This is a genomic window from Arthrobacter oryzae (assembly GCF_037911235.1).
Lineage (GTDB): Bacteria > Actinomycetota > Actinomycetes > Actinomycetales > Micrococcaceae > Arthrobacter > Arthrobacter oryzae_E.
In genome coordinates, this window is the sequence record NZ_JBBLYW010000006.1 from 35,300 (window position 1) to 60,685 (window position 25,386).

Genomic DNA, 25,386 nt, shown 5'->3' on the forward strand with positions numbered 1-25,386 from the left:
GTGCCAGGGCCGCAGACGTAGCCCTGGCGCTCTTCTCTCAGCTTTGGCCTGCAATCTCCGTCCATCCGTCCGTCCATCCGCGAGATTGGAACCTACTGATGCTCACTCAATACCAGGAACCTCCCGCCGCGGGGGTGCGGGGCGAGCTCCATCAGGACCGGTTCCTCGGCGACCTGGACCTGACGCGCTGGACCAGCCCGATCGGAAAATTCCTGGCATCGGCCGTCAGGCGTGTCAGCAAGGTTTTCGGGCACCATACGGCGCTGATATTGATCATGTGCGTCGGGGCCGTGATCGCTGCCGCCCTCACCGCGGTATTTTCCGAAGTATATGAATCGGTCGTGAACGCAGACGGTGTCGCGGGGCTGGACCATCCCGTACTGGGCGCGGCCAAGAGCGTACGCTCGCCTGCCGTGGACCTGATCATCACCGGGTACACGGACATTGGGGGCACAGTGGGCATGCCTATCCTCGCCGTCACAACAGCCGTGCTTCTTTCGCTGAGGCGTCGGTCCTGGACCCCCGCCATCCTCCTCGTAATCGGCGGCGCGGGCTCATTGCTGATGACCATCGCAGGGAAGCACCTGATTGGCCGCATGCGGCCCCTCCTCAGCGACGCCGTTCCCCCCTACGAATACTCGGCGTCGTTTCCCAGCGGGCATTCACTGAATTCGGTCGTCATCGCCGGCATCGTCGCCTACCTGATCATCCTGCGCCTGACGTCCGGACGCGGACGGGTTCTGACCATCACGCTGGCTGCAGCGTTCGCCCTGACGATGGGCCTGAGCCGGGTCTATTTGGGCCACCACTGGCTCACCGATGTCCTCGCCGCATGGTCACTTGGCCTGGCCTGGCTCGCGTTGGTCATAACCGCCCACCGACTGTACCTAACCAGCAGGAAGCGTGCGGCCCATGCCTCCACCACAGCGAAAGCGAGGACATATCAACCCGACGCCCAGCCATAGGGCTCTGCCGATAGGGTTCGCTGCAATCCGTGGGCTTCACAAATCAAGGCTGTTCCCGCAAGCTACCAAGACCAGAGCTCGACCACACCGTACGACCCCGGAGGTTCCAATGCACACGTCAGAAAAAACCGCCCGCATTGCCCAAGCCCGCCACCTTCAGGAAAGCCTGGTCACGCAACTGGCCAAGGGGAGGGAGTGGGCCACCCCCGGAATTGAGGCCGCTTTGCACCGGGCGCTTACCGGGATGGACAGCGGCATCGAGGCCGCGTCCCCCCGGATCCAAGCCAGCCTTCGCGCCATTGCCGACGAACTGGCAGGCGGAGTGGAAGCCGTCGTCCCCCGAGTACACGAGGGGATCACGAGGATCACGCCTAAGGCTGTGGCTTTCAGCAGCGAGCCCGCCCAGGCCGCCAAGCCGGGGGCGCAATCACTTGCCCGGTGGTGGGTGGCAGGAGTGGCGGCGGCTGCGGCGTTTTGCGGGGTGTTGCTATGGCGCCGACGTCAATCGGCTAACACGGCGGCAACCAATACGGCGCCGGGCAATCCACGCACGGATGACCTGAATCCGGCCGAGTCCGCCGAAGCGCCGGCCTAGAGGAGTGGCATAGGGACCGGCCCCGACGGGGACGGTCCCTTTGCTATGCCGGCGGCAGGAACTGTCATGGAGCTGATGGCCGCATGATGCACCACTGCCTGGAGGTACTGTATTGCAGTTTCCTCTGTCAGACCGTATTCGCGAATCAAGGACAACACGTCCAGTTCAATCACGGAAAGTGGGATCTGCGTGATGACGGCCCCGACTTTCAACCCCAGCCTCAGGAGTAACTGGCATATCTTGGTGATACGTCGCGCAGCTTCAACGGCGCGGATTACATCTTCGCTGGTGAAGGCGTGGGCGGATGAACTGTAAAGCGTCAGCGCCGCCCTGACGTCCCACTCCACAATCATGGGCACGCACAGCACCGATCCCACGCCTTGGCCGGCAACGGCAGCGGAGTACCCGGGCCACCGGCCGTCGAGGGCTGTGTCGGGTATGTGGACGAATTCCGAACCCGCCATCGCGGCCCGGGCAGGACCGTCCGCGAACAGGCTTTGCAGCCCGTCGATCTCCCTCGCCTTGGTGGAACCCGATGCCAAGTTCCGGACTTCACCCCGGACTAGAAGTGCGATGGCCCAATGGAAATCACGTGCTACACCACCGGCGTCGTCCATAAGTGCCTTCGCGGCCTCGCTAAGGAACTGCTGCACGTCGGGGGTGTCCAGGATTGCAGAGTGGAAGTCAGCAGGTTCTTCCGGTCCAATGTGCAACGGGGTGGCTTCGGCCATTTTCCACGCTCGAATCAAGACGCTCCGGCTCACTGCAAAACCTGTATGTAAAGCATAAGACCGCGCCGCGTAATCCGCGCGTCCACCGGTCTTGCGTGCAGCGCCCAGTCCGCCTCTCCCGGGTAGGGTTCGCGGCTGCCGTGGAGAGTCTGTCCTACGCCGCGATGAAGAGCGCCCAGTCAGGCAGGGGATCCACCGGTAATGGCGGCGCGGTCTCGTCGAGGCACGCGTCCGCTTCATCCCGAAGGGGGTCAGCACCAGTCGAGGCACCGTTCCCGGCCCCGCGGATGGCACATGCAGCCAACGCAGCAAAGGAAGCCTCCATGGCCTCCACCGTCTCCGCAACTGCCCTGCCCTCCATACCCACAGCATCCCAGCAGGCACCGACAATTAACGCCGCTTCAGGGTTACGGGCAAAAGTCAGCTTCCCAGGATCGTCGGCCGGCCGGCATGGACGGGGTCAGGTACGGCGACCGGGGAGCGGCGGGCGATGTCCGGAAGGTAGCGCCGTTCATGCAGTATCAGCGGAACGGCCTCCGTCCTCCGCGGCAGCCGGACGGCCAGGTCGTCGCCGAGCCGGAAGTTCGCGTTGTCCCAGCCATTGGCAACCCGCGTCAAAGGACGGTCACCAAGGTCGGGCCGCTGGTCCCGGACGAGGCGCTGGACCGCGGCGTCACACACTTCCACCGTGGCCGGTGGCATTCCTGCCATTCAGAGATCCGCCTTCCATTGGTTCTGCGATGAAGTCTATGACTGACACGCTTGCTGGCCAGAACTGCCCGGACCGCAGGGATACGGGCAGCGGACGACGGCGGGACTTCCCGCCGTCGTCCGCTCGCCTTGGAGGACTGGCAGCGTTCTTACGGTGCCGGCCCTGCAAACAGGCGGATCAGCCCGTCGATTTCCCGGGCTGCTTCGGTGGGGTGCCGGAAATGCCGGTGCGGCTCAATGTTGTAGCGGGTGCGGCGTCCCACCCGGGTGCGGTGCACGTAACCTCCGTCTTCGAGGTCCTTGAGGATCTGGAGCGCCGCCCGTGGCGTGATGCCCACCCTGTCGGCAATATCCGCCACGCGGATGTCCGGGTCGGCCGCCACGGACAGCAGCACATGCCCGTGGTTGGTGAGGAAGGTCCAGCCGGCCCGCCCGGAGGCGGGCGGGCCAGGCAGGGGCCCTTCGTCCAGGTTCATGTCCGGATCGGCTTCTTGCCGGGACGCCGCCACAACGGTTCCAGGGCGTCAATCTCCTCTTCCGAGGCGGTTCCGAAGGGCGGGTTCTGCGGTGCCGGGAGTGCGTGGCGTCCCTGCCCGCGGGTGGCCCAGAGGCTTGCCGCCACGGATACGCCGAGGATCGTGGCGATGACGGCTAGGGATACGGGGGTGGGAATGTAGTAGACGTCGATCTTGAGGAGCATCTTGATGCCCACCCAGCTCAGGACCAGGGCGAGTCCGATCTTGAGGTAGATGAACCGGTGGATCAGGTCGGCCAGCAGGAAGTACATGGCACGGAGCCCCAGAATGGCGAAGGCGTTGGCGGTGAAGACCAGGAAGACTTCGTCGGTGACGGCGAAGATCGCCGGAATGGAGTCCACCGCGAAGATGACGTCCGTGACCTCCACCAGGACCAGGACGGCAAGCAGCGGGGTGGCAAGGAGGGCGCCGTTCTTGCGGATCAGGAACCGCTGGCCGTGGAAGTTGTCCGTCATGGGCACCCGCCGGCGGAAGAGCGCCAGGGCCTTCGACTTCTCCGGGTCAAGGTGCTCATTGCGGTGGCGGATCATCTGATAGCCGGTGTAAAGCAGGAAGGCTGCGAACAGGTACAGCACCCACCCGGCGCTGGCGATGATCGCGGAGCCGGCGGCGATGAAGATGCCCCGGAACACCAGGGCGCCGAGCACACCGAAGAACAATACGCGGTGCTGGTACTCCCGGGGCACCGCGAAGTACGTGAAGATGATGGCCCAGATGAACACGTTATCCACGGCGAGGGACTTCTCGATCAGGTATCCGGCGAAGTACTGCTGGCCGAATTCCGCCCCGTAGATCCGCCACACCAGGGCGCCGAAACCAACTCCGAAGGCCACCCAGACGGCTGACCACAGGGCCGCCTCCCGGACCTCGATCACATGCGCCCGGCGATGCGCGAAAAGGTCCACGGCCAGCATGAGGATAATGACGCCAAGAACGGCCAACCAGGCCCATAGGGGAACATTCATCAGTGAAACCCGCTTCCAGTCAGTTCAACCAACTGGAGGTCTTTCCCGGTCCTCGGGGGACCTGTCCCGCCGGGCCGTTCAGGGACGGCCGGACTGACGACGGAACATTCAGGGGATACTCCCCTCCGTGAGAAATAGTGAAACACACTTCACCTGTTGGGACAATGGGTGGGTTTTTCCGGTGCGGGAAGGTGCGGAGCGCGACGGTGAGCGGACGACAGCGAGCGGACGACGGCGGGTGGACGACGGCGGGCGGACGACGGCGGGCGGTCCCGCCTTCGTGGTTTGACGGGAAGGCCCGCGGTTGTTCACAGTAAGTCGGTGCTCTTGAACGTTGAACATAGCTCCCCGGGCACTCCCGCCCCCGGCACACGGCCGCGGCGGCGGCAGATTGCGGCCCTCCTCGGTTTTCTGGCGGCGTCCTGGACTGTTTCGGCGCTGGGCTCGCTGCCGATCAGGATGAACGGCGCCTGGTACGCGGCTGCGGAGAAGGCGCCGTGGACCCCGCCGGGGTGGATGTTCGGCTCTGTGTGGCTGGTGCTGTACGCAGCCATGGCGGTAGCGGCGTGGCTGGTGTGGCGTCAGCAGCATTCCCCGCGCCGGGAAGCGCTCAAAGCCTATGGCGGCCTGCTGCTGCTGAACCTGTCGTGGCCGCTGGTGTTCTTCGGCATGTACCCGATGATGGGTACCGCCGCACTCTGGCTGGCGCTGCTGGTGATCGCGGTCCACTCCGTGATTGCGACCTTCGCCGTACTGCACTTCGGACCGATCAGTACGACGGCGGGGGTGCTGATGCTGCCCTACGTTTCGTGGCTGGTGTTCTCGGCCAGCCTGAACCTGTACGCGGCCCTGAACAACTAGCGGGCCTAGCGGGCTGAACAACTAGCGGGCCTCCTGTATCGGGTATCAGCTCGGGTAGGGTCTGACGGTATGGCGTTGCGACTTGTTCAGGTGAATTTCAAGGCCGGGGATGACTCGGCGCTGGGCCGGTTTTGGGCGGAGGCGCTCGGCTGGGGCTTATCCAGTGAAGGACCCGGAGTGACCAATGTTGAACCTGTGGGCTTCGCCTGGCCGGACCCCGCCGCCGTGTGCGTCGATGTGGTCACCGTCCCGGATCCCGAGACGGTGAAGTACCGCGCGCACCTCGATCTCGCTACCACTTCTGCGGCGCATCAGGCGGAGCTGGTCGCGCGACTCAAGGAGCTCGGTGCAACGCCCGCAGATGTGGGCCAGGGTGATGTGCCGTGGACGGTCCTGGCTGACCCGGAGGGCAATGTGTTCTGTGTGCTGGAGCCTCGGGAGATCTACCGGGACACCGGGCCGATCGCCACGGTGGTGGTCAACTGCGCGGATCCGCGGGCCATGGCACGGTTCTGGAGCGGGGCGATGGACTGGACCCTCCACGAGGTGACCGACGACCATGCGAGGCTGCGTTCGCCCTCGGGTGTGGGGCCGTATCTGGAGCTACTCCGTACGCCCGGCGAGGATACCGTGTGGAACCGTGTCCACCTCGACCTGATGCCTTACCCCGGCGACGATCAAGCGGCAGAGGTGGCCCGGCTGCGGGCCCTGGGCGCCACTGACGCCGACGTCGGGCAAGGCGATGTGCCATGGGTATGCCTCGCCGACCTAGAAGGCAACGAGTTCTGCGTCCTCGCCCCGCGCTGACGCTGGTGGATCCGCCCGCCCCCTCTAGCCACCCATTTGTCGGAAATGTTCCACTGAGCCTATTGCCAAATAGCATGCCGGCGGTTCGGATAGATCTGACCTCGCTGCGCTACGGTTGGCAGCACCAACATTTTTCAAGGGGGACAAATGGAGTTTGCAGAAAAACTTTCGGCTCTGGCAGCAAAGGTACGTCAGCAGCGAGGGGTGATCCAAACTGAGGAGGCTACAAAGAATGCCTTTGTCATGCCCTTCATTTCCACAATTCTTGGTTACGACGTCTTCAATCCCATGGAAGTCGTGCCGGAGTTCATCGCCGACGTAGGTCTGAAAAAGGGCGAGAAGATCGACTATGCCATCGTCAAGGACGGCGTAGTACAGATCCTGATTGAGTGCAAAAAGTCCACGGAGCCAGTGAAGATCGAGCATGCATCTCAGCTTTTCCGTTATTTTGCCGTCACGAATGCCAGGATCGCCATCCTGACCAACGGTGAGGTCTACCAGTTCTTTACGGACCTCGATGCCCCGAACCGCATGGACGAGAAGCCGTTCCTCGTCCTCGATTTGAATGACATCGATGAGTCGCTCATTCCGGAACTGCAGAAACTATCCAAAGACATCTTTGATCTTGATTCGATCATCAGCGCCGCTGGTGAATTGAAATACATCGGCGAACTAAAGAGAACACTCGCGGCACAGTTCAAGGAACCGGAAGACGAATGGGTCAAGTTCCTCACCGGCCGCGTTTACCCGGGCCCTTATACCCAGAAAGTGCGTGAGCAGTTCACGGCTCTGGTAGCCAAAGCGTCCAAGCAGTTCCTGAACGACCAGGTGAATGAGCGCCTGAAGAAAGCCCTTGGCGCTCCGGGCTTTCCGCAAAATGACGACGCGGCGGTGGCTGCCAGCGTCACCAGTGCACCCGTGGCCGAAGCCGATCTGGCCGAGGCGGACGGTCTGGAAACAACGTTGGAAGAAATCGAGGGCTACCAAATCGTCAGGGCCATCGTCTGCAGCGAAGTGAAGCCAGCGCGTGTAGTGCAGCGGGATGCCAAGTCCTATTTCGCGGTGCTGCTCGACGACAACAACCGCAAGCCCATCGCGCGCCTGCACTTCAACCGCACCCAGAAGTACATCGGAATTTTCGACGACAACAAGGAAGAGACCCGGGTACCGATCGGCTCGCTGGAAGAAATCTACGAGCACACCGAAGCACTTCGGGCGAGCGTCAAGAGCTACCTCTAAGCGCACACCTCACCTGATCTGGACTACGACTCCAGAATTGGAAGCTCAAAAGGGAAGGCCGTCGTCCTTCCTTGCGTTCTAGCGGTCGTTGCTACACCCCGAGTTATGGGGGTTGCAACGACCGCTAGATACTGCCGGGATCCCGCCGTCGTCCGCTTGCGTTTGGCGCCGCTCCGTGAACTGGAGGCCGTTAGCGCTGAAGAGCGGAGCTTCGGCGCTGTTCCGTCTCAGCAGTGGGCGCAGTTTCGTCGTGAGTGCTGAAGCTATCCGCGCTTCCGTAGTCAGATCCCAGGCTGCGCGAGCGTGAAAGCAGGCCGAGCACGGAAACGACGGTGATTACCACGTGAACCACGGCCAGGACAATGACGGCCATGATGGAGCCGGTGGCATTGAACAGGAATTGCCCCATCATCGGCGCGGTCCCGGCAAACAGCGTTGAGCTGAGCTGGTAGCTGAGGGAGATACCGGTGTAGCGGATGTTGGGCGGGAAGGACTTGGCCAGGATGCCGGCCAACGCGGCGTAGTACATGGAGTGCGGAATGGTGGCCAATGCCATGCCGACGACGGCCAACATGTAGTCCCCGGTCCCGATCATCATGAACATCATCGGAAGTACCAGAAGTTCGGGAAGCAGCATCAGCAACACTGCTTTTCGCAGCGTGAGCTTGGAGGCGAGCACTGCGCCGAAGGGCTGCACCAGGAACTGCACCACGAGGGAAATCGTCACAATGGACAGGAAGTTCTGACGGGTAAACAGTCCTTCTTCCACGGCCCATGCCAGGGCGAACGTGCCCTTGAAGTAGGTTGCGGAGACGGCGATGACGCACGCACCGATTCCAAGCGCCACGATGCCCTTGGAGTTGCGGAGCACTTCACGCAGGGGCGCCTTGGCAACGGTTTTGGTCTCCATCAGCGCCCGCATGGCCGGGGATTCTTCGATGCTCAACCGGATGAACAGCCCGATGCCTACCAGCACGGCAGAGAGGAGGAAAGGAATGCGCCAGCCCCAGGTCATGAAATCCTCGTCGGGAAGCTGAGCGACGGCCAGCCAGACCAAAGTCGACAGCAGGTTGCCCATGGGCGAGCCCTGCTGGGCGAAAGCGCCGTAGATGATGCCCTTGCCCTTGGGTGCGTGCTCGGCGGCAAGCACCACCGCGCCACCCCATTCGCCACCCATGGCAATGCCCTGGACGAGCCGGAGTAGCACCAGGATCACCGCGGCCCAGCCACCCACCTGGGCGTAGGTGGGCAGGAGCCCGACGGCGGTGGTGCAGACGCCCATCATGAGCAGTGTGGTGACCAGCGCCTTTTTGCGGCCGAGTTTGTCGCCGATATGACCGAAGATGATTCCGCCGAGCGGCCTCGCAAGGAAACCGACCCAGAATGTGGCGAAGGCAGCGAGCGTTCCGACAGCCTGGTCCTCTGCCGGGAAGAAGATTTTGCCGAAGACAAGAGCCGAGGCCGTCCCATAGGCGTAGAAGTCATACCATTCCACGGTGGTGCCAGCAAATGAGGCGATGCCCGCTTTCCGGGCCATCTTCTGGCGGTATTGGGCGCCGCCCACTTCCGTCTTTTGCAATTCGCTCACAACAACTCCATTGTCTGTCCGAGGCACCCTGTGACTCGGCACACGGTGAATTTCCTCCCCTACCCTGACAGCCAAAACTCATAGCGTCCAATAACTAATCGGACCTACAGTTAGTTGAAAATGCTATTAGTCGCCCGGATCGTTAGGCCGCTGATGTAGCCGGCCCGGCCGGTGTTGGCAGCAGTCGCTCGGCGATCTCCAGGACTGCACTCGTGGCAGCGGAAATGTTGTCCTTCCTCCACGCGAGGACCACGGCAAGCCGGGGAACGTCATCCTCCAGTTCCCGGTACACAAGCCCCGGCGTATCGATGTGCTGCACCGATGAAACCGTAAGGGTGACTCCCACGCCAGCGGCGACCAAACCGAGGATGGTGTAGGAATCCGGCGCCTCCTGCATGATCCGCGGAGTGAAGCCGGCTTTCATGGCCGCTTGGATCAGGGCGTCCCGCACCGTGGAGCCCTGGGTGCCCGGGAAGGTCACAAACGGCTCAGTGGCCAGGTCAGCCACACGAATCGTGTCCTTGCTGGCCAGCTGGTGATCGGAAGGCAGCGCAGCAACCAACCGCTCGTACTCATAAACGCGGGTCGCGACACTCTGGTTGGTGACCGGAAGGCGTGAAAAGCCTATGTCCAGCCCGCCGGCCGCTACCTCGGCGATGGCCGCACCGGCATAGGTCTGCCCCTGGAGTATCAGTTCTATGCCGGGCTGCTCTGCGCGGACCGCCCGCGCCAACAAGGGCAGCACATTCCTGCTGCTGGCCCCGGCGAAGCCAACCACCACCCTGCCGACAACCTCTGAACTCCCCAATATCGCCGACCTGCGGGCGATGTCGACGTCGGCCATGACCTGCCTCGCAGGGCCGAGCAGCGCTTTTCCACCCTCGCTCAGGGTCACCGATCGCGTGTTCCGGTGGAACAGCTCGACCCCCAACTCTTTCTCCAGGAGCCGGATCTGCTGGCTCAACGCAGGCTGGGCAATGTGCAGCCGGGCGGCCGCGCGCCCGAAATGCAGTTCCTCCGCCGTAGCGATAAAGCCGGTCAAATGCCTCAGTTCCACTGCGCCCTCTCCAGATCGATAACTATTACTTATTACAGAAGTGTAATTTATGTATTGGACCGTTATATATCCGTACTGCGAGCATGAGGGAACCCGCCGAAATATCCGGAAGGCATTTCCCTTGGCCGAAAAATTGTTCTCCCTCAAAGACGCAATCACAACGTTTGTGTCCGACGGCGATGTGGTGGCCTTGGAAGGATTCACACACCTCATCCCCTTCGCCGCGGGCCACGAAATGATCCGGCAGCGCCTTAAGGGCCTGACACTGGTCCGGATGACTCCGGACATCATCGCCGACCAGATGGTCGCCGCCGGCTGTGTGGACAAGCTGGTCTTTGCGTTCACCGGCAACAGTTCGGTCGGTTCACTTTATGCCATTCGCCGCGCAGTCGAGGCTGGCGGTACCGGCGGACTCGAGCTAGAGGAATACAGCCACTACGGCCTCCTGGCACGGTACCAGGCGGGTGCGGCCGGAATCCCGTTCATACCAATCAGGTCCTATGCCGGCAGCGACCTCGTTGGCATAAATCCCCTGCTGAAGAAGGTGGCGTCACCCTATGAAGAGGATATGGAGACGTACGTGGTGCCCGCCCTGAACCCCGATGTCGCGGTGATCCACGCCCAGCGGGCGGACCGGCACGGCAACATCCAAAGCTGGGGAATTCTGGGGCCCCAGCAGGAGGTCGCCTTCGCGGCCCAGCGCACCATCGTGCTGGTTGAGGAGATCGTCGACGACGACGTCATCCGCTCCGATCCCAACAGGACCCTGATCCCGGGTTTCGTCGTGGACGCCGTCGTGGAGTGCAAATACGGGGCGCACCCATCGTTCGCCCAGGGTCACTACGACCGCGACAACGACTTCTACCGCTCCTGGTCAGCCATCAGCAAAGACCCTGCCCGCCTCCAAGGCTGGATCCAGGAATGGATCCACGATACGGGCGGCCACGACGGCTACTTCAACAAACTTGGCGAAGGGTTCTTCGACCGGCTGACACCGGCCCCTCGCCTGTCCACTCCAGTCAATTACGGAAGCGTCCTATGAGCAGCATCACTGAACTGGCCGCCGCGCCAGCACCCGCACCGGCCCACACGGTGAGCGAGCTCCTGGCAGTGGTCAGCTGCCGTTATCTGCAGGGCAAACGGCGCGTATTCGCAGGAATCGGACTGCCCACTTTGGCTGTAGCGCTTGCACAGAAGTCCACGTCTCCGGAGATTGAGCAGATCTACGAATCGGGTGTCTGCGGCGCACATCCGCCGAAACTTCCGGAGACCATCGCCGACGCCTCGTTGGCCACCGGCGCGGAAACCATCCTGACAATGCCCGTCCTGTTCGGATATGTGCTGCAGGGCGGCTGGATCGACGTGGGATTCCTCGGCGCGGCACAAATCGACAGGTTCGGCAGCCTGAACACCAGCGTCATCGGCCCGTGGGATTCGCCCACAGTCCGCCTTCCGGGATCCGGTGGCGCCGCGGAGGTGATGGCGAACTCCCAGGAGGTCTTCGTTGTGATGCGCCGGCACAACAAAACCTCCTTCGTGGCGGAACTGGATTTCTGCACCAGCCCTTCGCCCGTAGCTGCCCGCCGGGCGGATCCCAAAGTGCCGACGAGGGGAGCCGGCGTCACCACCGTCATCAGCGAACTAGGTGTCTTCACCGCCGACGCGGACGGTGAACTATGCCTTGCCAGCATCCACGAAGGCGTGACCGTGGACCAGGTCCGGCAGCAGACCGGCTGGCCAATCAAGGTGCTGGGCGGGGTCACAGTAACGCCGCCGCCCACCCAAGAGGAACTCAGGCTGTTGCGGGACGACATCGACCCGGGCCGTGTGTACCTCCGGTGAGGAAGGACAGTGAGACGCATGTTTAGCCCCACCACGTTCAGCGGCCGCACCGCGCTGGTCACCGGCGGTACTTCCGGCATCGGACTCGCGATTGCCGAACGCCTGGGATCCCTGGGCGCCCGGACAGCAATCATTGGACGCGATGAACGGAAACTTGAGGCCGCCACCACCGCCCTCAGGGACAAGGGACTGGATGTCAGGGGCTACCGGGCGGACGTCCGCGACGAAGCAGCCGTGCAGCACGCCTTGGCCGCTGTCGAAGGGGACTACGGTCCCGTCGGCCTGCTCGTGAACAACGCCGCAGGGAACTTCCGCGTGAACCCCTTGGACCTTACTCCCAACGGCTGGAACGCCGTCGTCGATATTGTCCTCAAAGGCACCTGGAACCTCACCCAGGCCGTGGGCCGACGGGCCATCGGCTCATCAATGCCGTTGTCGGTGGTGAATATCGGCACCTCCGCGGCTCTGCTCGGGAACCCAGCGACGGTCCATTCAGCGAGCGCGAAGGCCGGAGTGCTGGCCATGACGAAGTCGCTCGCCGCGGCCTGGGCGTCCCATGGCATCCGTCTCAACGTGCTTACCCCCGGGCTGACGACCGGGACCGGCGGCGCCGGGGTCCTATACGGAACCGAAGCGGAGACGGATGCGCACCTGGCGAACATTCCGCTGGGAAGGCTCGCACGGAAAGAGGAGATTGCCGATGCCTGCGCGTTTCTCCTCAGCGACTTCGGCGGCTACATCACCGGGACTGAACTCGTGGTCGACGGCGGCAGGCGCCTAACCGGCCACTGACGCCTTCTCGGCGTACCGGGCGAGGTAGGCGGCTTCAGCGGCAGTGAGTTTCCGGGGGCGGTTCGATTCATTGTCCAGCGGGACTACTACCGTGGTCCCCACAAAGGCGGTGGCGCCCAGCTGGATCCCCGTATGGCGGACGGTGAAGGATCCGTTGCCAACCCTGGAGATGTCGAGCACCAACTCGAGCTCATCTTCGTAGCTGACGGGCGCCTTGTACTCAACGTTCAGGGAAGCCACCACCTTGGGGCAGCGGAACGAGTCCAGCCCATCAGCGGCCGCAGTCCGGTTGAGCCACTGCACGCGGGCCTCCTCCATCAGCGTCACGATGCGGGCGTTGTTGATGTGCCCGTTGATGTCCTGGTCGGACCAGCGGAGCGGCATGACCATTTCGAAGCGCTCAGGCATGCCGGCCGCCCGTGATTTCCAGGACTGTTCCGGTCATATAGCTGGACATCCCGCTGGCGAGGAACAACACCACACTGGCAACTTCCTCGGGCTCGCCGAACCGGGACAGCGGAATCTCTGCGAGCTTCTTTTCGAGCACGTCCGGGCGCAGCGATTCGACCATCTCGGTCCGGATGATGCCCGGCTGAATCGCATTGACCCGGATACCGGCGAACCCGAGTTCTTTGGCGGCAGCCTTGGTAAGGCCGACGATTCCGGCCTTCGCGGCGCTGTAGTTGGTCTGTCCCGGCATACCAACCTTGCCCGAGATGGAAGAGACGTTGATGATCGAGCCGGCCGTCCCCAGCTTGCGCATGACGTCCGCGGCCGCCCGCGTACCCAGCCAGGCGCCCTTCATATGTACTGAGACGACGTCGTCGAATTCTGTTTCGGTCATCTTTCGCATCGTGGCATCGCGTGTAAAGCCGGCGTTGTTGACCATGATGTCCAAGGACCCGAACGCATCTACGGCTGCGTCCGCGACAGCCTCCATGTCCTCGGCAGAGGTCACGTCACAGACGATGGTCACGACCCCTTCCCCGAAGGTCTCAGCTGCCCGTTCCAGCGCGCCGGGATCAAGGTCGGCGAGAACGATGTTGCTGCCCTGTGCCGCGAGGGCACGGGCTGTCGCGAGACCGATGCCCCGCGCTCCCCCGGTGACCACGCTGGTCTTGTCCTGCAATAGCAAAGTGCGCTCCTCAACTCGGTTGAAACTGTTCATGATCCCGTGAAAACGGGGACGCCACGCCGGGCGAAAGCCCGTTGGCCCTCGACGAAGTCGTCGGAAAAGTAGCAGGCTGGCTGGTCGCTGCCTTCGGCGGCGAGCGCATCCTCCCAAGTGGGCAGGCCATCAGCGAAAGCCTTTTTGATGCCCGCGACAGAGCGGGGCGCCAGGGTAGCAAGCTTGCCGGCCTTGGCCGCGGCTTCCGCTGCGAGATGCTCTGCTGGCCAGCAGTAGTCCACCAATCCGAGGCGAAGGCTTTCCTCCGCTCCGAGAGTCCGCCCCTCAAGCAAAATCTGCCTGGCTTTCACGACGCCGACCCGTGCTGCGAGGCTGTGCAATATTCCGCCGTCGGGCAGGAGCGCCAGCTTCGAAAAAGGGAACATAAGCCGCGCGTCGTCCGCCATATAGATGTAGTCGCATGCCAATGCGATGCTGGCCCCCAAACCTGCAGCAGCACCCTCAACGACGGCCATTGTTGGCCGGGTGAAGCCGCTCAGTTGCCGCACCATGATGGCCACCTGGGCCAAGCGCTCCCCAGCTGCGTCCAGGTCCACCGGCGGCATGGCGGTCAGGTCACCTCCGGAGCAGAAGTTGCCGCCGGCCCCGCGTAGCACCAGTGTTCGCACTGAGCCGTCAGTGTCGGCACGCTGGAGGGCCGCGATGAGCTCCCCACGCATGTCATCGCCCATGGCGTTGCGACGGTCCGGGTCATTGAGGAATATCGTCAGGACGCCGTTATCCATGGCGGAGGTGATGAACAACTGGCCTGTTCCTCTCGAGTTGGACGCGTCTGCTCTTCACAACCTTCCCAGCGGGGATTAGAAATCTCCAATATCCATTCGCAATTCGATTGAGTGGGAATTTGCATGAATTGGAAAACCGTTGCGCATCGTCACCGGACAGGCCGTCGCTGGAGAGCAGGAAGGCGAGGCAGCCTCACAAGGTTGCGGCTTCTTCCTCCGCCAGCCTGATCAGGCGAAGTTCGTCCTCCACGGCTCGGGTCGGCCAATAGTCCCTGGACAGCTCACTGGCCCGGGCCAGATCTGCAGCCGGGAAGAGCTTGCCGAGCAGTCCGGCCGCCTGAAGCAGGGCGATCAGCACTGTGGTCCTGACGTCGGGGGCCTTGGCGCCGGGCTTCGCGGCATCAGCAGTTCTGGCGTCCGGCGCCCCCGCAGCGGTCGCAGGCGCATTGGTCGCGGGCGCATCGGTGGCCGCGGAATCAGGCACCTCGAGATCCGCCGGAGCACCGCTCAGTGCCGCCTCGATCTTTTTCAGTAGCGCCGCCTTCGGAGCGTGGTCCTTCTCCGGGTACCGCACGGCCCGGAACCTGCCTAGGTGCTTTTCACCGACATGCTCCACGGTGCCCAGGGACGCCATCCCCTCGTACACACGCTGCACTTCGGCGCGGCTGTCGAGCACGGAGACCCACCACTTGGGAGTGCGGGCCCGGGATTTGCCGCGGATGAGTTCCAGCTCGTCCTGGAAGTCCGTAGCGGGGGCAGTGCCGGTGGCCCTGACATGCTTCCCCTCCAGCTCGACCGCACCGAGCAGGTCCAGCTCGGCCAGTATTGCCCCTGCCACCGTGGTCCTGAGTGCGAACAAGGGCACTTCGGGCTTGCCGTTCTTGTCGTTTGTGGCCAAAAGCAGGAAAGCCTGAGGAAGGCTCGGTTCCACCGCTTGGGCTGATTCAGCATCCATACGATCATGGTGGCCCAGTTCGGCAGCCACCACAATGAGGATTTGCAAGCGTCGACGACCATGGCCCCGCTGCTGACCAGGCTTTCAAAGGGTGCGGTCATGGTGAGCGGACGACGGCGGGACCTTCCGCCGTCGTCCGCTGCACCTTAGGAAGCCACGAGCGTGCCGTCCACGACGGCTTCGAGCTCCTGCAGGCGCGGGAGGGCACGTGTCGTCAGCAGGTGCTCGCGGGTTTCGGCCGAAACAGCCATGCTGTCCTTCCACAGCGAGCGGCCCGCCATCGCTCCGCCCGCGCCGTTGGCCACCGCAGTCTCGACCTGCTTGATGAACGTCTCGTGGTCAACTCCTGCGGACAGGACGGCCCACGGCACGCCGGCGGACGCCTCGGTGACCGCAGCGCTGGCCTCGGCAGATCCCGGGTACTGCAGCTTGAGCACCTTCGCGCCGCACTCGACGGAGAGCCGGGCAGAGTCGGCAACGAGGCCGGGGAACGCCTTGGCATAGGCCTCCTCGCTTTCGCCTTCGAGGCGGTAGACCAGAATCTCGACGATGAGGAGGAGACCCTCGTCGGTGCAGGCCTTGACGAGTTCACGGATTTCGTCCGCCACGCGCGAGCCGGCATCCTGAAGGTCGGGGCGCATGTACCAGAGCATCTTGGCGACGTCACCGCCGAGTTCGCGCACCCTGTGCGGCGACATCCCCGGGACGAACTTTGTGTAGCGCAGGCCGTCCACCGTCGCGAAACCGGAAGCATCCAGGCCGACAACCAATGCGGTGTCGCGTGAGAGGATGCCCTCATCCGCCACGCGGGGCAGGGCAACTTCAGGATCGAGCAGGATCGCCGGCGCGGCGTTTCCCAGGTAGCGGACAAGGTCCGCCTTTGCGTCGGAGAGCTGCTGGGCGGTGATGGAGTTCGGACCGTCGGGCGCGTCGTTCATCACGGCCTTCATTCCGTTGCGCTGGTCGGCGGCCACGATGAGCATCTTGCCGCCGGGGGTCGAGATCGCTGCCATGCCGCGGCGTTCGAGTGTGGTGAGTGTATTCACTGGGTTCTCCTAATGGGGTGGTTTTGGTCTGGTGGGTCTGGAATCAGGCGGCCGGAGGCATCGGAAACCGCCGCGGTGAGGGCACGACGAATCGCGCCCCGTACGGGGTGCTGTCCTGGAAGATGTGGCCCTCGGCGGAAGGTTGGAGTGGAAACTGCTAGCGGCAGCTCAGCGCACGGCCTCCCGCCCTGCGAAGTCCGCCAGGAAAACCTCGATCTGTTCGTGCGGCGTCAGCAGGCCGTCAATGCGGATGTGCGCGACGCCGGGAGGCTGCGTGACTTCGGGCGAGAGGAAACGCTCCGGTTCCTTGATCTTGTCGAGGTCTCGTGCGGCTCCGCGGAGCTGCATGCGCCTCACCACCTCGCCCGGCGGGGTGTCCATCCAGGCGAGGTGCACCCGCGAGTCAGGAATCGCCAAGCGCTCAACAAGCCGTGCCCATGCGGCCGGGAACGTCCGTTCGGAAGTGAACGGGGCAACAACAACCACGCTGTTGCCCAGTGCGAGATTCTCCCGGGTTGTGTCGAAGAGGCAGGTGTAGCGGATATCGTTTACGCTCGCACGTGTTGCGGGTTGTGCTGTGGGGACGTCGACCAAGAACTCGCCGCCCATGTGTTCAAACAACGGGTTCGTGACGGTGTCCAGGTCAAGGATGGTCCAGTGGAGCTGGCGGGCCAGATCCTGGGCAAAGGTGGTCTTACCACTCGCCGGCACGCCGCAGACGATGATCGCCTCGGATGCGCGTTCTTCGGTCATGTTCATGGTCATCCATTTCAGGTGAGGTCAATTCGCGGCGCTGCTGCGCCGGAAACGGCGGTCAGCGGCTGGTGTAACCGCCGTCGATGGGGAGGGAAGCGCCGGTGATCATGGAGGCGGCGTCACTGAGCAGGAAGACGATAGGGCCGGCGACCTCATCGACCGTGGCCCATCGTCCGAGGGGCATTTGCTCAAGGAACGGTCCGCCGATTTCCGGTCGTCCCCAGTAGAAGTTCGACATGTCGGTCATGACCACGGTCGGGTTGACGCTGTTGACGCGGATGTTGTGCTTGCCAAGTTCCAGAGCGGACACCCGGGTGATGTTGTCCAGGGCGGCTTTGGACGATCCGTAGGAGATGTGGCCGTGCAGCGCGACCATGCTGGCTTGGCTGGAGACGTTGACGATCGCGCCGCCGTTGCCCTGGCGGATCATGGAGGGCACCGCATATTTGATGACCAGGAGTGCGCCGCGGGCGTTGATGCTGATGACCTTGTCGAAGACGTCGATGTCGGTTTCCTGCGGCGTCGCGATTTCGCCGCCGAAGCCCCCGCAGTTCACGACGCCCCACAGGGCAAGGCCCTCGACGGCGTCCCTGATGCTTTCTTCGGAGTTCAGGTCGAAGGCCAAGGGCTGCGCCCCTGTTTCGTCACAGAGCGCTGCCAACGATTCGAGAGTGCGGGCACTGGCGATCACTTTTGCACCAGCGGCGGTAAGCTGCCTGACGGTGGCAGCCCCGATGCCGCCGCTAGCTCCCGTTACAAGGATGGCGCGGCCGCTGAAGCCGGCTCCTGCGCGGGCGTCGACGGCTGTTCTGGTCGCGGGTGAGTCAGTCATGAGGTTCTCCTTGTGGATATCGAAGGTTCGGTCAGGTCCTGGACAGCGGCACGCGCCCCAGACCGTTGCAGGGCTTCCCGGGCCTGCCGGTATGCGGCGGCGAAGCGGGCGTTCCGCCCCAGGTCACCGAAGACGGCGGTCAGATTGAGGAAGGACCCAGGTTCTGCGTGATCCGCACGGACAGCGGCGCGGAGTTCGTCAAGGCGTCGGTCGGTGATGTCGATCCTTACGCCTTGTTCGTCAATGCCTTCCAGAAAGCGCGCCCAGGCCGCGATCACCAGCACCGCCCGGTCAATGGGGCCTCCGCGTTCGAGCTGTTCACGGACGACGGGAAGTACGAATTTGGGGATCCGTTCAGAGCCGTCGACCATTTGGCGGGCAAGGGTGTCCCTGACGGCAGGGTTGGAGAACCGGTGGATGAGTTCGTCCCGGTAGGTGTCCAAATCGATGCCGGGCACAGGCCGCAACGTGGGTGTCGCCTCACTCGCCATGAAGCCGACGATGAAATCGGCGAACAGAGGATCCGTACAGACCTCATTGACATACCGGTGACCGGCGAGGTAGCCGAGGTAGCTCATGACTTGGTGGCTCGCGTTCAGGAGCCGGAGCTTCATGAGCTCATAAGGCTCCACGTCGTCCACCAGCTGCACACCGACGTCTTCCAGGGGCGGACGGCCGGCAGGGAACTTGTCCTCAAGGACCCATTGTTCAAAGGGTTCGGCAATAACCGGCCAGGCATCGGAGAATCCGTAGGCTTCGGTCACAGCTGCCCGGTCGATGTCGGTGGTGACAGGAGTGATGCGGTCCACCATGGAGTTGGGAAAAGCTACGGTTTCGCTGATCCAGTCTGCCAACTTTGGGTCCTTGAGCCCGGCGAAGGACACGAGCGCTTTGCGGGCGACGTTGCCGTTTCCCTGAATGTTGTCGCAGGACATGACAGTGAATGGCGCAGCGCCGTGCTCACGCCGCTGCGCCAAGGCTGCGGTGATCAGACCGAATGCTGAGCTTGGAACGGTGTTCGGGTCCAGGTCATGGAGGATGTCCGGCGTCCGGGGATCAAATTCCCCCGTGGTGTCGTTGATGCTGTAGCCGCCCTCGGTGATGGACAGGGAGACAATGCGGGTAGCAGGATCCGCGAGTTTGCGGATGACCGCTGCGGGGTCGTTGGGCGCATAGAGATATTCGGTGATGGATCCGATAACTCTGGCATCCTCGGTGCCTCCGGGGCCCTTCAGCACCAAGGTGTACAAGCCGTCCTGATTTTTAAGGACACCGTGCATATGGCTGTCCGAGGGCAGAACGCCGATCCCGCAGATCCCCCAGTCCTGAGATCCCCCGAGGTTCAGCAGTCGGTCAATGAACATGGCCTGGTGCGACCGGTGAAACCCGCCTACACCGAAGTGAACGATGCCTGTCCGGACGGCGCGCCGATGATACGAGGGAATGGGTAGCCGGTCCTCCAATTCTGGAAGGGCCGCTTCATTCAGGGGATTCATGTCATTCTTCTCTTCGGTCGTGAGTGGTGGGACGGTGCTGTTGCCCGCTGGTGAGCGGGGCGGGCAACAGCACCGGAAACCCGTTAGCAGGAGGACTTGTAGACGTACTTGGCGCCGTCACCGCTGATGTTGTCCGCGGTGATCTGCTTGAACCCGGTCTGGATCTCCTTCTGGGTGGACTCGCCCTTGATGGCCTTCAAGGCCTGATCCACGCCCTGTGTGCCGATGGACGCAGGTTCCTGGGCGATCAGTGCCTGGACGACGCCGTCCTTGAGCTGCTTGACCTGCGCAGGTCCGGCATCGAAGCCGACGATCTTGACCTGGTTCTGTTTGCCGGCCTGGCGGATGCCTGTTGCTGTTCCTTCAGCTGCGAAGGTGTTGGCTGCGAACACGCCGACAATGTCCGGGTCCTTGGCCAAGGCTGCGGACACGAGTTTGGCCGCTTCGGCCGGGTCGTTGTGGCTGTACTGCACACCCAGGTACTCGAACGACGGGTCGGCTTTGGCTCCCTCTTCGAAGCCTGCGACACGCGCGTCGGCAGTCGAGACGCCAGGGTCGGTGGAAATTACCAGGACTTTGCCTCCGCTGGGGCTGAGATTCTTGATTGCCTTGAAGGCCTCCAGGCCGCCGCCTTTGTTGTCCGACGCGATCGCCGACGCGGCGAAAGAGGGGTCCTGCACCGTGGTGTCAACAAGGACCACCTTGATGCCGGCTGCCGCAGCCGCCTTCAACGGCGCCTGCATTGCGGCCACATCGGTCGGCGCGATGAGGATGGCGTCCGGCTGGGATGCTACGACGGAGTCGACGATGGGCTTTTGGAGAGTCGGGTCGAACTTGGCCGGGCCCTGCGTGTTGACCGTTGCCCCGGACGCCTTGGCAGCAGCGTCGATGCCGCATTGCATGCTGACGTAGAACTCGTCGCCGGCGACACCTTGGATGAACGTGAGCTTGGGCTGCGTCCCGGCTGCACTCCCGCCCGAAGCGCTTCCGCCTGCACAGGCCGTGAGGGACGTTGCGGCCAGGACGCCTGCGGCGAGCAGCGTTACTTTAGGGGTTAACTTCATTGTCTAGCTCCTGTTGCTTGAAGGGTTGATGCGGGAGGAAATCAGCTGGATCGTCGGCCAAAGAGCTTCTTCTTGCCATCAGACTTGGCGGAATGCCCTCGGGCTGCTGCAGCCCGGCGGCGCTGATCGACATAGACGGCGACGACGAGGACGGCACCGACTGCCACCTGCTGCCAAAACGGCTGGATTCCGACGATGACGAAGCCGTTCTGCAGCACTGCGGGGATGAAGAGCCCGACGACGGTTCCGAAGATGGTGCCGACGCCGCCGAAGAGTGAGGTTCCGCCGATCACGACGGCGGCGATGACGTTGAGGTTCGTCGCCGACTGACCCGCGATGGCAGTGGTGCCGTACTGGGACAGCGACAGGATGCCTGCCACGCCGGCGAGTCCGCCGGAGAGCGCGTAGATGGAGATCAGCTGGCGGTCCACTTTCACGCCGACGCGTCGGGCGGACTCCTCATTGGAGCCGACGGCGAAGGTGTAGAGGCCGAACCTGGTCCGGTGGAGCACGGTCCCGAAAATCAAGATCAGGACCATGGCGATCAGGGATATCGTCGGCAAGGTGGTTCCGGGGACGTTGCCGTAGCCGATGGTGTCCTGGAGTACCGCCGGGACTTCCCGGATGTCCACGCCGCCCGTGATGACCTGCGCCAGTCCCAAGGCGCCCCCAAGTGTTCCGAGGGTGACGATCAGCGGCGGCACCTTGGCCTTCGCGATGAGAACTCCGTTGAGGAGTCCCCAGCCGAGACCGCATCCGACTGCGACCAAGATACCCACAATGGCCGTGCCCCACCCCGAACCACCCACGGCCTGCATGACCTTCGCCGCAACCACTCCGGAGAAAACAAGGTTGGATCCAATGGAAAGATCGATGCCCGAGGTGACAATAACGAAGGTCATTCCGATGCCCAAGACGCCAAGGATGGAGACATTCTGGATGATCTGGCGGACATTACCCCACGTCGGAAATACTTCCGGCGCCAGGGCTGAGAAGACCAGGAATATGACCAGCAGCACGAGCAGGATCTGGAACGACTGAACCTGGAGTACGTGCCGGAGCGAGTGTACGCGTGAAATTTCGGTTGCGGTCCCGGCTGTGCGCGGTACGGCTTCGGTGGTGGTCATGAGTGTGCTCCATCAAGTGCGCCGGTCATTGCGCCGACTAGTTCTTCCACAGATGTTTTCTTTGCTTCGTAGGTGGCCACCCGGCGTCCCAACCGGAGGACCTGGACTCGGTCGGCTACGTCGATGACGTGCGGCATCGAATGGCTGATGAACACGACGCCCACGCCTTTGTCACGGACCCGGCGGATCGTCTCGAGCACGTTTCTGGTCTGAACCACGCCGAGAGCGGCTGTCGGTTCGTCTAGGAAGATGACTCCCTTGGCCCATGCAACAGCCCGCGCAATGGCGATCGCCTGCTTCTGGCCGCCCGACATGCTGCCCACGGGGTCGGAGAGGCTTCGAACCGTGGCGCCGAGTTCGTCGAAGGCTTCACGTGACTTGGCACGCATCGCCTTGTTGTCCATGAATCCGAGTCGTCCTTGAAAGCCGGGCTTGGGGATTTCGCGGCCGAGGAACATGTTTTGGGCGGCGTTCAGATGCGGCGCCAGGGCCAGGTCCTGATACACAGTTTCGATGCCCAGGCTGCTGGCCTGGCTGGGGGAACCGAGTTCGACCTCACCGCCAGCAAAGAGGATCTTGCCGGAATCCAAGGCAAGGTTTCCCGAGAGCGCCTTTACGAGGGTCGACTTTCCGGCGCCGTTATCGCCGATGAGCGCAACCACTTCGCCTGCGTGGACGTCGAAGTCGACGCCGTCCAAGGCGCGTACGTTGCCGAAGCTGCGGGTCAGGCCGCGGGCTTCCAGAACCGGGATTGTTGTCATGGTGTCACACCTGTCAGCTGGTACGGGACGATTGCAGAGGCTCCGGCCGAACAGCCGGAGACACTTCGTTGTGTTGTCACTTCTGTCTTCCTCTTGGTTCAGGCCTGGGGGAAGGTCTCAGGGCTGTGGGCACATCTCAGGTCGATGATCAGATCGGCCCGTTCCCGGGTGGAGGCAACAACATCGGCATTGCGTTGGTCGCTGCCCAGCGCCCATGCCTCTGCCTCCTCCGGCAACTTGCCGAAAGCTTCGTGCCGCCTCAGCAGCCGGCGCTGCCGCTCGCCGTCGCTGATGTCCAGGAACCAGACCTCGTCGATCTGCTCCCTGCATTCCTGCCAACCGGCGGCGTCCAGCAGGAGATAATTTCCCTCGGTGATGACCAGCGGTACGTCGCGGCCCACAGCTACCGCGCTGCCAATGGATTCCTCCAGGCTGCGATCGAACGTCGGGGCATAGACAACCGCTTCCCCGTTAGTCTTGAGCCGGCGCAGCAGGGTGGCATAGCCCCACGGGTCAAACGTGTCCGGAGCGCCCTTGCGGTCCCGCGAGCCGTGGGCTGCGAGGATCTCGTTGGCCAGGTGGAAAGCGTCCATTCCGACCTGGGTGGCTTGGCCATTCAAGGCATCGGCGATAGCCCGCGCCACGGTGGACTTTCCGGCACCAGGCGCACCAGTAATTCCCAAAATGTGCCGGCTTCCAGCAACAGCAAGGGCGCCGGCCCGCTCCACCAGCTCATCTAGCGAGCACGTCAGCCGTTCAGCTCCTCGGACGGGAGCCGAGGTCCGATCTTCAGCGGTGTTCATCACTATCTCCTCCGTCGGTCATGCCACGGTGAAGAAGCTCTGCTGCTACACCCTTGAAGCGCTGCCTTAAACAAACAGGTAGATCTTGACCGAGGGCCTCGAACCTAAGGCATCGAGGACTCGCTGTGACCTGCCTTACAGAAACGTAGAGGCTTCATGTCATCGATGTCAAGGAAAAGCCGAAAACTCATGTCATCGATGACATAGTTGCTTGAAGTTAGTTGGAACATGGGGCAGGATGAGGTGGACAGCTGGTTGTCACCGATGACATTGTCGGCGTTGGAGGTCTCCTCGCCCTCGGACAGCCTCAGGGCTGTATGGTGTGCCCAGCGAACAATGAAGGAGCCGAACCGTGACTACCATGCAGGATGTGGCCACGCGCGCCGGGGTGAGCGCCAAGACGGTATCCAGAGTTTTTAATGACGACCCGCACGTCACGGAAGACACACGGGAGCGCGTTCAGGCGGCCATGCGCGAGCTCAAATACGTGCCGAACATGCTTGCGCGCACCTTCCGGGAGGGCAAGTCAGCTGTCATCGGCATCGCAGTACCTGACGTTGCCGATCCCTTCTTCGCTGCCGTCACGAAGGGGATCGAGCTGGCGGCACGTGAACACGATATGGCAATAGTCGTCACCAGCCTCGGGGACAACCCGTCCTTGGAACAAAGCATCATTGAAACGACGGTCCGCCGCCAGATCGACGGCCTGATTATCGCTCCGATCGCTGCCGATCAGTCGTATCTCTTGCGCTGGCAGGACAGCTTCCCCATCGTGTTCATCGACCGCATACCTACCAAACTCAATGCGGACTACTTCGTCGAAGACGACTTTGGCGGAGCATTTGAAGCGACACAGCACCTCATCGCTCACGGACACCGCCGCATCGCCATTGTCGGAGACTCAACAGACGTCCCGACCACGAGGCTGCGCTTGGAGGGCTATCGAGCCGCCCTTGACGACGCAGGCTTGAAAAAGGACGAAGAACTGATTGCGCTCGGATCGCGCGACGCGGACGCTGCCGCCCAGATCTGCAAGACCCTATTGGCGTTGCCCGATGCGCCCACCGCCATCTTCTCCTCCAACGCGCGGTTCTCAACCGGCGTTTTCCCAGCCCTTCAGGCCTTGAACCGAACCGACATTGCGTTGATCAGTTTCGGCGACTTCCCCATGGCGGATGTCCTCCAGCCTTCGGTGTCAGTCATCGATCAGAACCCCCGCCAGGTCGGACGTGTTGCCGCAGAACGCATACTTGCCCGTATTGCAGCGCCAACCAAGAGGTTCCGACGGAAAAATGTCATTCCCGTCAAACTGATCGAACGCCAATCCTGCCAGTCGGTCGGAGCACTGTCCGCGTCCTGAGCCGAACCGCGTCGGCACGCTCGCTGTTTATCTGATGGCAAGCGAGATGCTACGCGCCCAAGCGCAGCGTCTTAGGCCCGCAAAGCCGACCGAGTTAAGTGACAAGCGTCGACGACGTCGAAGTGGGCTGCTGCTGGCCAACCCGCAGGCTGGCCTGGCACTCAGCCGCGCGCCCGGCGACGTCTCCGTGAACGGCAGACGTAATTGCCTCAACAACGGCGATTTGGCCGGTGGTGTCGGGGACCCCGGGGAACTGAACCTGCGGGGCCTCTACGGCGGCAACCGGCGACTCGGGCGTGGCGCGCATGCGAAGAATTGCGATGGCGGAAATAAGGCACCAGGCAATGTTCGTGACCACGGAGGGCCACGCCTCGTGAACCGCACCATTGACGATGAAGGCGCAGGCACCGATGAGGTTGGCCACCTGGAATCGCTTGCCGGCCTTCAACCAACCCATGGAGACAGACAGGTATGCCGACAGGATCAGAACTGCCCCCGACCAACCTGCGATTTCCCACAGCAGTTCCATGATGTCCTTTCAGAGGTGGTGCCCGGCTGCCGTCCGCTGGGCGGGGTGTAGATG

At 63.0% G+C, this 25,386-nt stretch carries 28 protein-coding genes; 9 read left to right on the plus strand and 19 right to left on the minus strand.

The features are described from left to right. Nucleotides 1–98 precede the first annotated feature (98 nt). Both WMN78_RS02255 and WMN78_RS02260 read left to right on the plus strand, forming a co-directional pair. Complete coding sequence (locus WMN78_RS02255) at nucleotides 99–965, plus strand: phosphatase PAP2 family protein (RefSeq protein WP_340531777.1); 867 nt, start codon at nucleotides 99–101, stop codon at nucleotides 963–965. Between the two features lie 109 nt (nucleotides 966–1,074). Beyond that, complete coding sequence (locus WMN78_RS02260; protein ID WP_340531778.1) at nucleotides 1,075–1,560, plus strand: hypothetical protein; 486 nt, start codon at nucleotides 1,075–1,077, stop codon at nucleotides 1,558–1,560. Here WMN78_RS02260 and WMN78_RS02265 read toward each other — a convergent pair. The 4 genes from WMN78_RS02265 to WMN78_RS02280 form a co-directional block, all read right to left on the minus strand. Then, nucleotides 1,557–2,291 (minus strand): GAF domain-containing protein, encoded by a 735-nt coding sequence (locus tag WMN78_RS02265; protein ID WP_340531779.1) that lies wholly within the window; start codon nucleotides 2,289–2,291, stop codon nucleotides 1,557–1,559. The genes WMN78_RS02260 and WMN78_RS02265 overlap by 4 nt on opposite strands. A gap of 420 nt (nucleotides 2,292–2,711) precedes the next feature. Continuing rightward, the gene (locus WMN78_RS02270) at nucleotides 2,712–3,002 is read right to left on the minus strand and encodes a phosphotransferase (protein WP_340531780.1); all 291 of its coding nucleotides are present in this window, start codon (nucleotides 3,000–3,002) and stop codon (nucleotides 2,712–2,714) included. A gap of 149 nt (nucleotides 3,003–3,151) precedes the next feature. After that, nucleotides 3,152–3,478, minus strand: coding sequence for a winged helix-turn-helix domain-containing protein (locus WMN78_RS02275; RefSeq protein WP_340531781.1), 327 nt, complete (start codon nucleotides 3,476–3,478; stop codon nucleotides 3,152–3,154). Next, on the minus strand, nucleotides 3,475–4,503 hold the full coding sequence (locus WMN78_RS02280; RefSeq protein ID WP_340531782.1) for a TerC family protein: 1,029 nt from the start codon (nucleotides 4,501–4,503) through the stop codon (nucleotides 3,475–3,477). Before WMN78_RS02280 ends, WMN78_RS02275 begins: the two co-directional genes overlap by 4 nt. Before the next feature lie 321 nt (nucleotides 4,504–4,824). On the opposite strand from WMN78_RS02280, the gene WMN78_RS02285 reads away from it, so the two are divergent. The 3 genes from WMN78_RS02285 to WMN78_RS02295 all read left to right on the plus strand — a co-directional run bounded on the left by WMN78_RS02285 (nucleotide 4,825) and on the right by WMN78_RS02295 (nucleotide 7,410). After that, the gene (locus WMN78_RS02285; protein WP_340531783.1) at nucleotides 4,825–5,364 is read left to right on the plus strand and encodes a TspO/MBR family protein; all 540 of its coding nucleotides are present in this window, start codon (nucleotides 4,825–4,827) and stop codon (nucleotides 5,362–5,364) included. 69 nt (nucleotides 5,365–5,433) lie between these two features. Continuing rightward, a complete protein-coding gene (locus tag WMN78_RS02290) occupies nucleotides 5,434–6,171 on the plus strand; it encodes a VOC family protein (protein WP_340531784.1) in 738 nt (245 codons plus the stop codon). A gap of 147 nt (nucleotides 6,172–6,318) precedes the next feature. Further along, on the plus strand, nucleotides 6,319–7,410 hold the full coding sequence (locus WMN78_RS02295; protein ID WP_340531785.1) for a type I restriction endonuclease: 1,092 nt from the start codon (nucleotides 6,319–6,321) through the stop codon (nucleotides 7,408–7,410). Between the two features lie 190 nt (nucleotides 7,411–7,600). Here the strand turns inward: WMN78_RS02295 and WMN78_RS02300 are convergent, their stop codons facing one another. Together WMN78_RS02300 and WMN78_RS02305 are read right to left on the minus strand one after the other, a co-directional pair. After that, the gene (locus WMN78_RS02300) at nucleotides 7,601–8,998 is read right to left on the minus strand and encodes an MFS transporter (RefSeq protein ID WP_340531786.1); all 1,398 of its coding nucleotides are present in this window, start codon (nucleotides 8,996–8,998) and stop codon (nucleotides 7,601–7,603) included. 142 nt (nucleotides 8,999–9,140) lie between these two features. Further along, nucleotides 9,141–10,055, minus strand: a complete 915-nt coding sequence (locus WMN78_RS02305; protein ID WP_340531787.1) for a LysR family transcriptional regulator — start codon at nucleotides 10,053–10,055, stop codon at nucleotides 9,141–9,143. A 121-nt stretch (nucleotides 10,056–10,176) separates the two neighbouring features. On the opposite strand from WMN78_RS02305, the gene WMN78_RS02310 reads away from it, so the two are divergent. From WMN78_RS02310 to WMN78_RS02320, 3 genes are read left to right on the plus strand one after another with little or no spacing between them, the layout of a single operon-like run. Beyond that, nucleotides 10,177–11,097, plus strand: a complete 921-nt coding sequence (locus WMN78_RS02310) for a CoA transferase subunit A (RefSeq protein ID WP_340531788.1) — start codon at nucleotides 10,177–10,179, stop codon at nucleotides 11,095–11,097. Further along, nucleotides 11,094–11,897: a CoA-transferase subunit beta gene (locus WMN78_RS02315; protein ID WP_340531789.1), complete on the plus strand. Its 804-nt coding sequence runs from the start codon at nucleotides 11,094–11,096 to the stop codon at nucleotides 11,895–11,897. Before WMN78_RS02310 ends, WMN78_RS02315 begins: the two co-directional genes overlap by 4 nt. 18 nt (nucleotides 11,898–11,915) lie before the next feature. Next, a complete protein-coding gene (locus tag WMN78_RS02320) occupies nucleotides 11,916–12,689 on the plus strand; it encodes an SDR family oxidoreductase (RefSeq protein ID WP_340531790.1) in 774 nt (257 codons plus the stop codon). Here WMN78_RS02320 and WMN78_RS02325 read toward each other — a convergent pair. The 12 genes from WMN78_RS02325 to WMN78_RS02380 all read right to left on the minus strand — a co-directional run bounded on the left by WMN78_RS02325 (nucleotide 12,675) and on the right by WMN78_RS02380 (nucleotide 23,443). After that, nucleotides 12,675–13,097, minus strand: a complete 423-nt coding sequence (locus WMN78_RS02325; protein WP_340531791.1) for a thioesterase family protein — start codon at nucleotides 13,095–13,097, stop codon at nucleotides 12,675–12,677. The genes WMN78_RS02320 and WMN78_RS02325 overlap by 15 nt on opposite strands. Then, nucleotides 13,090–13,824 (minus strand): 3-oxoacyl-ACP reductase FabG, encoded by a 735-nt coding sequence (gene fabG / locus WMN78_RS02330; protein ID WP_340531792.1) that lies wholly within the window; start codon nucleotides 13,822–13,824, stop codon nucleotides 13,090–13,092. The genes WMN78_RS02325 and fabG overlap by 8 nt, the downstream gene beginning before the upstream one ends. Before the next feature lie 29 nt (nucleotides 13,825–13,853). Then, on the minus strand, nucleotides 13,854–14,621 hold the full coding sequence (locus tag WMN78_RS02335; RefSeq protein WP_340531793.1) for an enoyl-CoA hydratase/isomerase family protein: 768 nt from the start codon (nucleotides 14,619–14,621) through the stop codon (nucleotides 13,854–13,856). 175 nt (nucleotides 14,622–14,796) lie between these two features. After that, on the minus strand, nucleotides 14,797–15,558 hold the full coding sequence (locus tag WMN78_RS02340) for a GOLPH3/VPS74 family protein (protein WP_340531794.1): 762 nt from the start codon (nucleotides 15,556–15,558) through the stop codon (nucleotides 14,797–14,799). Nucleotides 15,559–15,704: 146 nt separating this feature from the next. Continuing rightward, nucleotides 15,705–16,604 carry a hypothetical protein gene (locus WMN78_RS02345; RefSeq protein WP_340531795.1) on the minus strand — a complete coding sequence of 300 codons (900 nt, stop codon included), beginning with the start codon at nucleotides 16,602–16,604 and terminating at the stop codon, nucleotides 15,705–15,707. 168 nt (nucleotides 16,605–16,772) lie between these two features. Continuing rightward, nucleotides 16,773–17,363: an ATP-binding protein gene (locus WMN78_RS02350; RefSeq protein ID WP_340531796.1), complete on the minus strand. Its 591-nt coding sequence runs from the start codon at nucleotides 17,361–17,363 to the stop codon at nucleotides 16,773–16,775. A 55-nt stretch (nucleotides 17,364–17,418) separates the two neighbouring features. Beyond that, nucleotides 17,419–18,192 (minus strand): SDR family oxidoreductase, encoded by a 774-nt coding sequence (locus tag WMN78_RS02355; protein ID WP_340531797.1) that lies wholly within the window; start codon nucleotides 18,190–18,192, stop codon nucleotides 17,419–17,421. Next, nucleotides 18,189–19,688 carry a mannitol dehydrogenase family protein gene (locus tag WMN78_RS02360; protein ID WP_340531798.1) on the minus strand — a complete coding sequence of 500 codons (1,500 nt, stop codon included), beginning with the start codon at nucleotides 19,686–19,688 and terminating at the stop codon, nucleotides 18,189–18,191. The genes WMN78_RS02355 and WMN78_RS02360 overlap by 4 nt, the downstream gene beginning before the upstream one ends. Nucleotides 19,689–19,771: 83 nt before the next feature. Continuing rightward, nucleotides 19,772–20,752 carry an ABC transporter substrate-binding protein gene (locus WMN78_RS02365; protein ID WP_340531799.1) on the minus strand — a complete coding sequence of 327 codons (981 nt, stop codon included), beginning with the start codon at nucleotides 20,750–20,752 and terminating at the stop codon, nucleotides 19,772–19,774. Between the two features lie 41 nt (nucleotides 20,753–20,793). Continuing rightward, nucleotides 20,794–21,879: an ABC transporter permease gene (locus WMN78_RS02370; protein ID WP_340531801.1), complete on the minus strand. Its 1,086-nt coding sequence runs from the start codon at nucleotides 21,877–21,879 to the stop codon at nucleotides 20,794–20,796. Then, the gene (locus WMN78_RS02375; RefSeq protein ID WP_340531802.1) at nucleotides 21,876–22,640 is read right to left on the minus strand and encodes an ATP-binding cassette domain-containing protein; all 765 of its coding nucleotides are present in this window, start codon (nucleotides 22,638–22,640) and stop codon (nucleotides 21,876–21,878) included. Before WMN78_RS02375 ends, WMN78_RS02370 begins: the two co-directional genes overlap by 4 nt. Nucleotides 22,641–22,738: 98 nt before the next feature. Beyond that, a complete protein-coding gene (locus tag WMN78_RS02380) occupies nucleotides 22,739–23,443 on the minus strand; it encodes a nucleoside/nucleotide kinase family protein (protein WP_340531803.1) in 705 nt (234 codons plus the stop codon). A 361-nt stretch (nucleotides 23,444–23,804) separates the two neighbouring features. On the opposite strand from WMN78_RS02380, the gene WMN78_RS02385 reads away from it, so the two are divergent. Continuing rightward, on the plus strand, nucleotides 23,805–24,803 hold the full coding sequence (locus tag WMN78_RS02385; protein ID WP_340531826.1) for a LacI family DNA-binding transcriptional regulator: 999 nt from the start codon (nucleotides 23,805–23,807) through the stop codon (nucleotides 24,801–24,803). Between the two features lie 94 nt (nucleotides 24,804–24,897). On the opposite strand, the gene WMN78_RS02390 is transcribed toward WMN78_RS02385, so the two are convergent. Beyond that, nucleotides 24,898–25,332, minus strand: a complete 435-nt coding sequence (locus tag WMN78_RS02390; protein ID WP_340531804.1) for a CBU_0592 family membrane protein — start codon at nucleotides 25,330–25,332, stop codon at nucleotides 24,898–24,900. Between the last annotated feature and the right edge of the window lie 54 nt (nucleotides 25,333–25,386).

What these genes read in the sequence shown, in the direction of transcription:
- WMN78_RS02315 (WP_340531789.1), top strand. Translation starts at nt 11,094, where the DNA reads ATGAGCAGCATCACTGAACTGGCCGCCGCGCCAGCACCCGCACCGGCC.
- WMN78_RS02290 (WP_340531784.1), top strand. Translation starts at nt 5,434, where the DNA reads ATGGCGTTGCGACTTGTTCAGGTGAATTTCAAGGCCGGGGATGACTCG.
- WMN78_RS02385 (WP_340531826.1), top strand. Translation starts at nt 23,805, where the DNA reads ATGCAGGATGTGGCCACGCGCGCCGGGGTGAGCGCCAAGACGGTATCC.
- WMN78_RS02270 (WP_340531780.1), bottom strand. Translation starts at nt 3,002, where the DNA reads ATGGCAGGAATGCCACCGGCCACGGTGGAAGTGTGTGACGCCGCGGTC.
- WMN78_RS02375 (WP_340531802.1), bottom strand. Translation starts at nt 22,640, where the DNA reads ATGACAACAATCCCGGTTCTGGAAGCCCGCGGCCTGACCCGCAGCTTC.
- WMN78_RS02355 (WP_340531797.1), bottom strand. Translation starts at nt 18,192, where the DNA reads ATGACTGACTCACCCGCGACCAGAACAGCCGTCGACGCCCGCGCAGGA.
- WMN78_RS02390 (WP_340531804.1), bottom strand. Translation starts at nt 25,332, where the DNA reads ATGGAACTGCTGTGGGAAATCGCAGGTTGGTCGGGGGCAGTTCTGATC.
- WMN78_RS02340 (WP_340531794.1), bottom strand. Translation starts at nt 15,558, where the DNA reads ATGGATGCTGAATCAGCCCAAGCGGTGGAACCGAGCCTTCCTCAGGCT.
- WMN78_RS02365 (WP_340531799.1), bottom strand. Translation starts at nt 20,752, where the DNA reads ATGAAGTTAACCCCTAAAGTAACGCTGCTCGCCGCAGGCGTCCTGGCC.
- WMN78_RS02360 (WP_340531798.1), bottom strand. Translation starts at nt 19,688, where the DNA reads ATGAATCCCCTGAATGAAGCGGCCCTTCCAGAATTGGAGGACCGGCTA.
- WMN78_RS02255 (WP_340531777.1), top strand. Translation starts at nt 99, where the DNA reads ATGCTCACTCAATACCAGGAACCTCCCGCCGCGGGGGTGCGGGGCGAG.
- WMN78_RS02260 (WP_340531778.1), top strand. Translation starts at nt 1,075, where the DNA reads ATGCACACGTCAGAAAAAACCGCCCGCATTGCCCAAGCCCGCCACCTT.
- WMN78_RS02380 (WP_340531803.1), bottom strand. Translation starts at nt 23,443, where the DNA reads ATGAACACCGCTGAAGATCGGACCTCGGCTCCCGTCCGAGGAGCTGAA.
- WMN78_RS02265 (WP_340531779.1), bottom strand. Translation starts at nt 2,291, where the DNA reads ATGGCCGAAGCCACCCCGTTGCACATTGGACCGGAAGAACCTGCTGAC.
- WMN78_RS02325 (WP_340531791.1), bottom strand. Translation starts at nt 13,097, where the DNA reads ATGCCTGAGCGCTTCGAAATGGTCATGCCGCTCCGCTGGTCCGACCAG.
- WMN78_RS02320 (WP_340531790.1), top strand. Translation starts at nt 11,916, where the DNA reads ATGTTTAGCCCCACCACGTTCAGCGGCCGCACCGCGCTGGTCACCGGC.
- WMN78_RS02370 (WP_340531801.1), bottom strand. Translation starts at nt 21,879, where the DNA reads ATGACCACCACCGAAGCCGTACCGCGCACAGCCGGGACCGCAACCGAA.
- WMN78_RS02275 (WP_340531781.1), bottom strand. Translation starts at nt 3,478, where the DNA reads ATGAACCTGGACGAAGGGCCCCTGCCTGGCCCGCCCGCCTCCGGGCGG.
- WMN78_RS02280 (WP_340531782.1), bottom strand. Translation starts at nt 4,503, where the DNA reads ATGAATGTTCCCCTATGGGCCTGGTTGGCCGTTCTTGGCGTCATTATC.
- WMN78_RS02350 (WP_340531796.1), bottom strand. Translation starts at nt 17,363, where the DNA reads ATGAACATGACCGAAGAACGCGCATCCGAGGCGATCATCGTCTGCGGC.
- WMN78_RS02295 (WP_340531785.1), top strand. Translation starts at nt 6,319, where the DNA reads ATGGAGTTTGCAGAAAAACTTTCGGCTCTGGCAGCAAAGGTACGTCAG.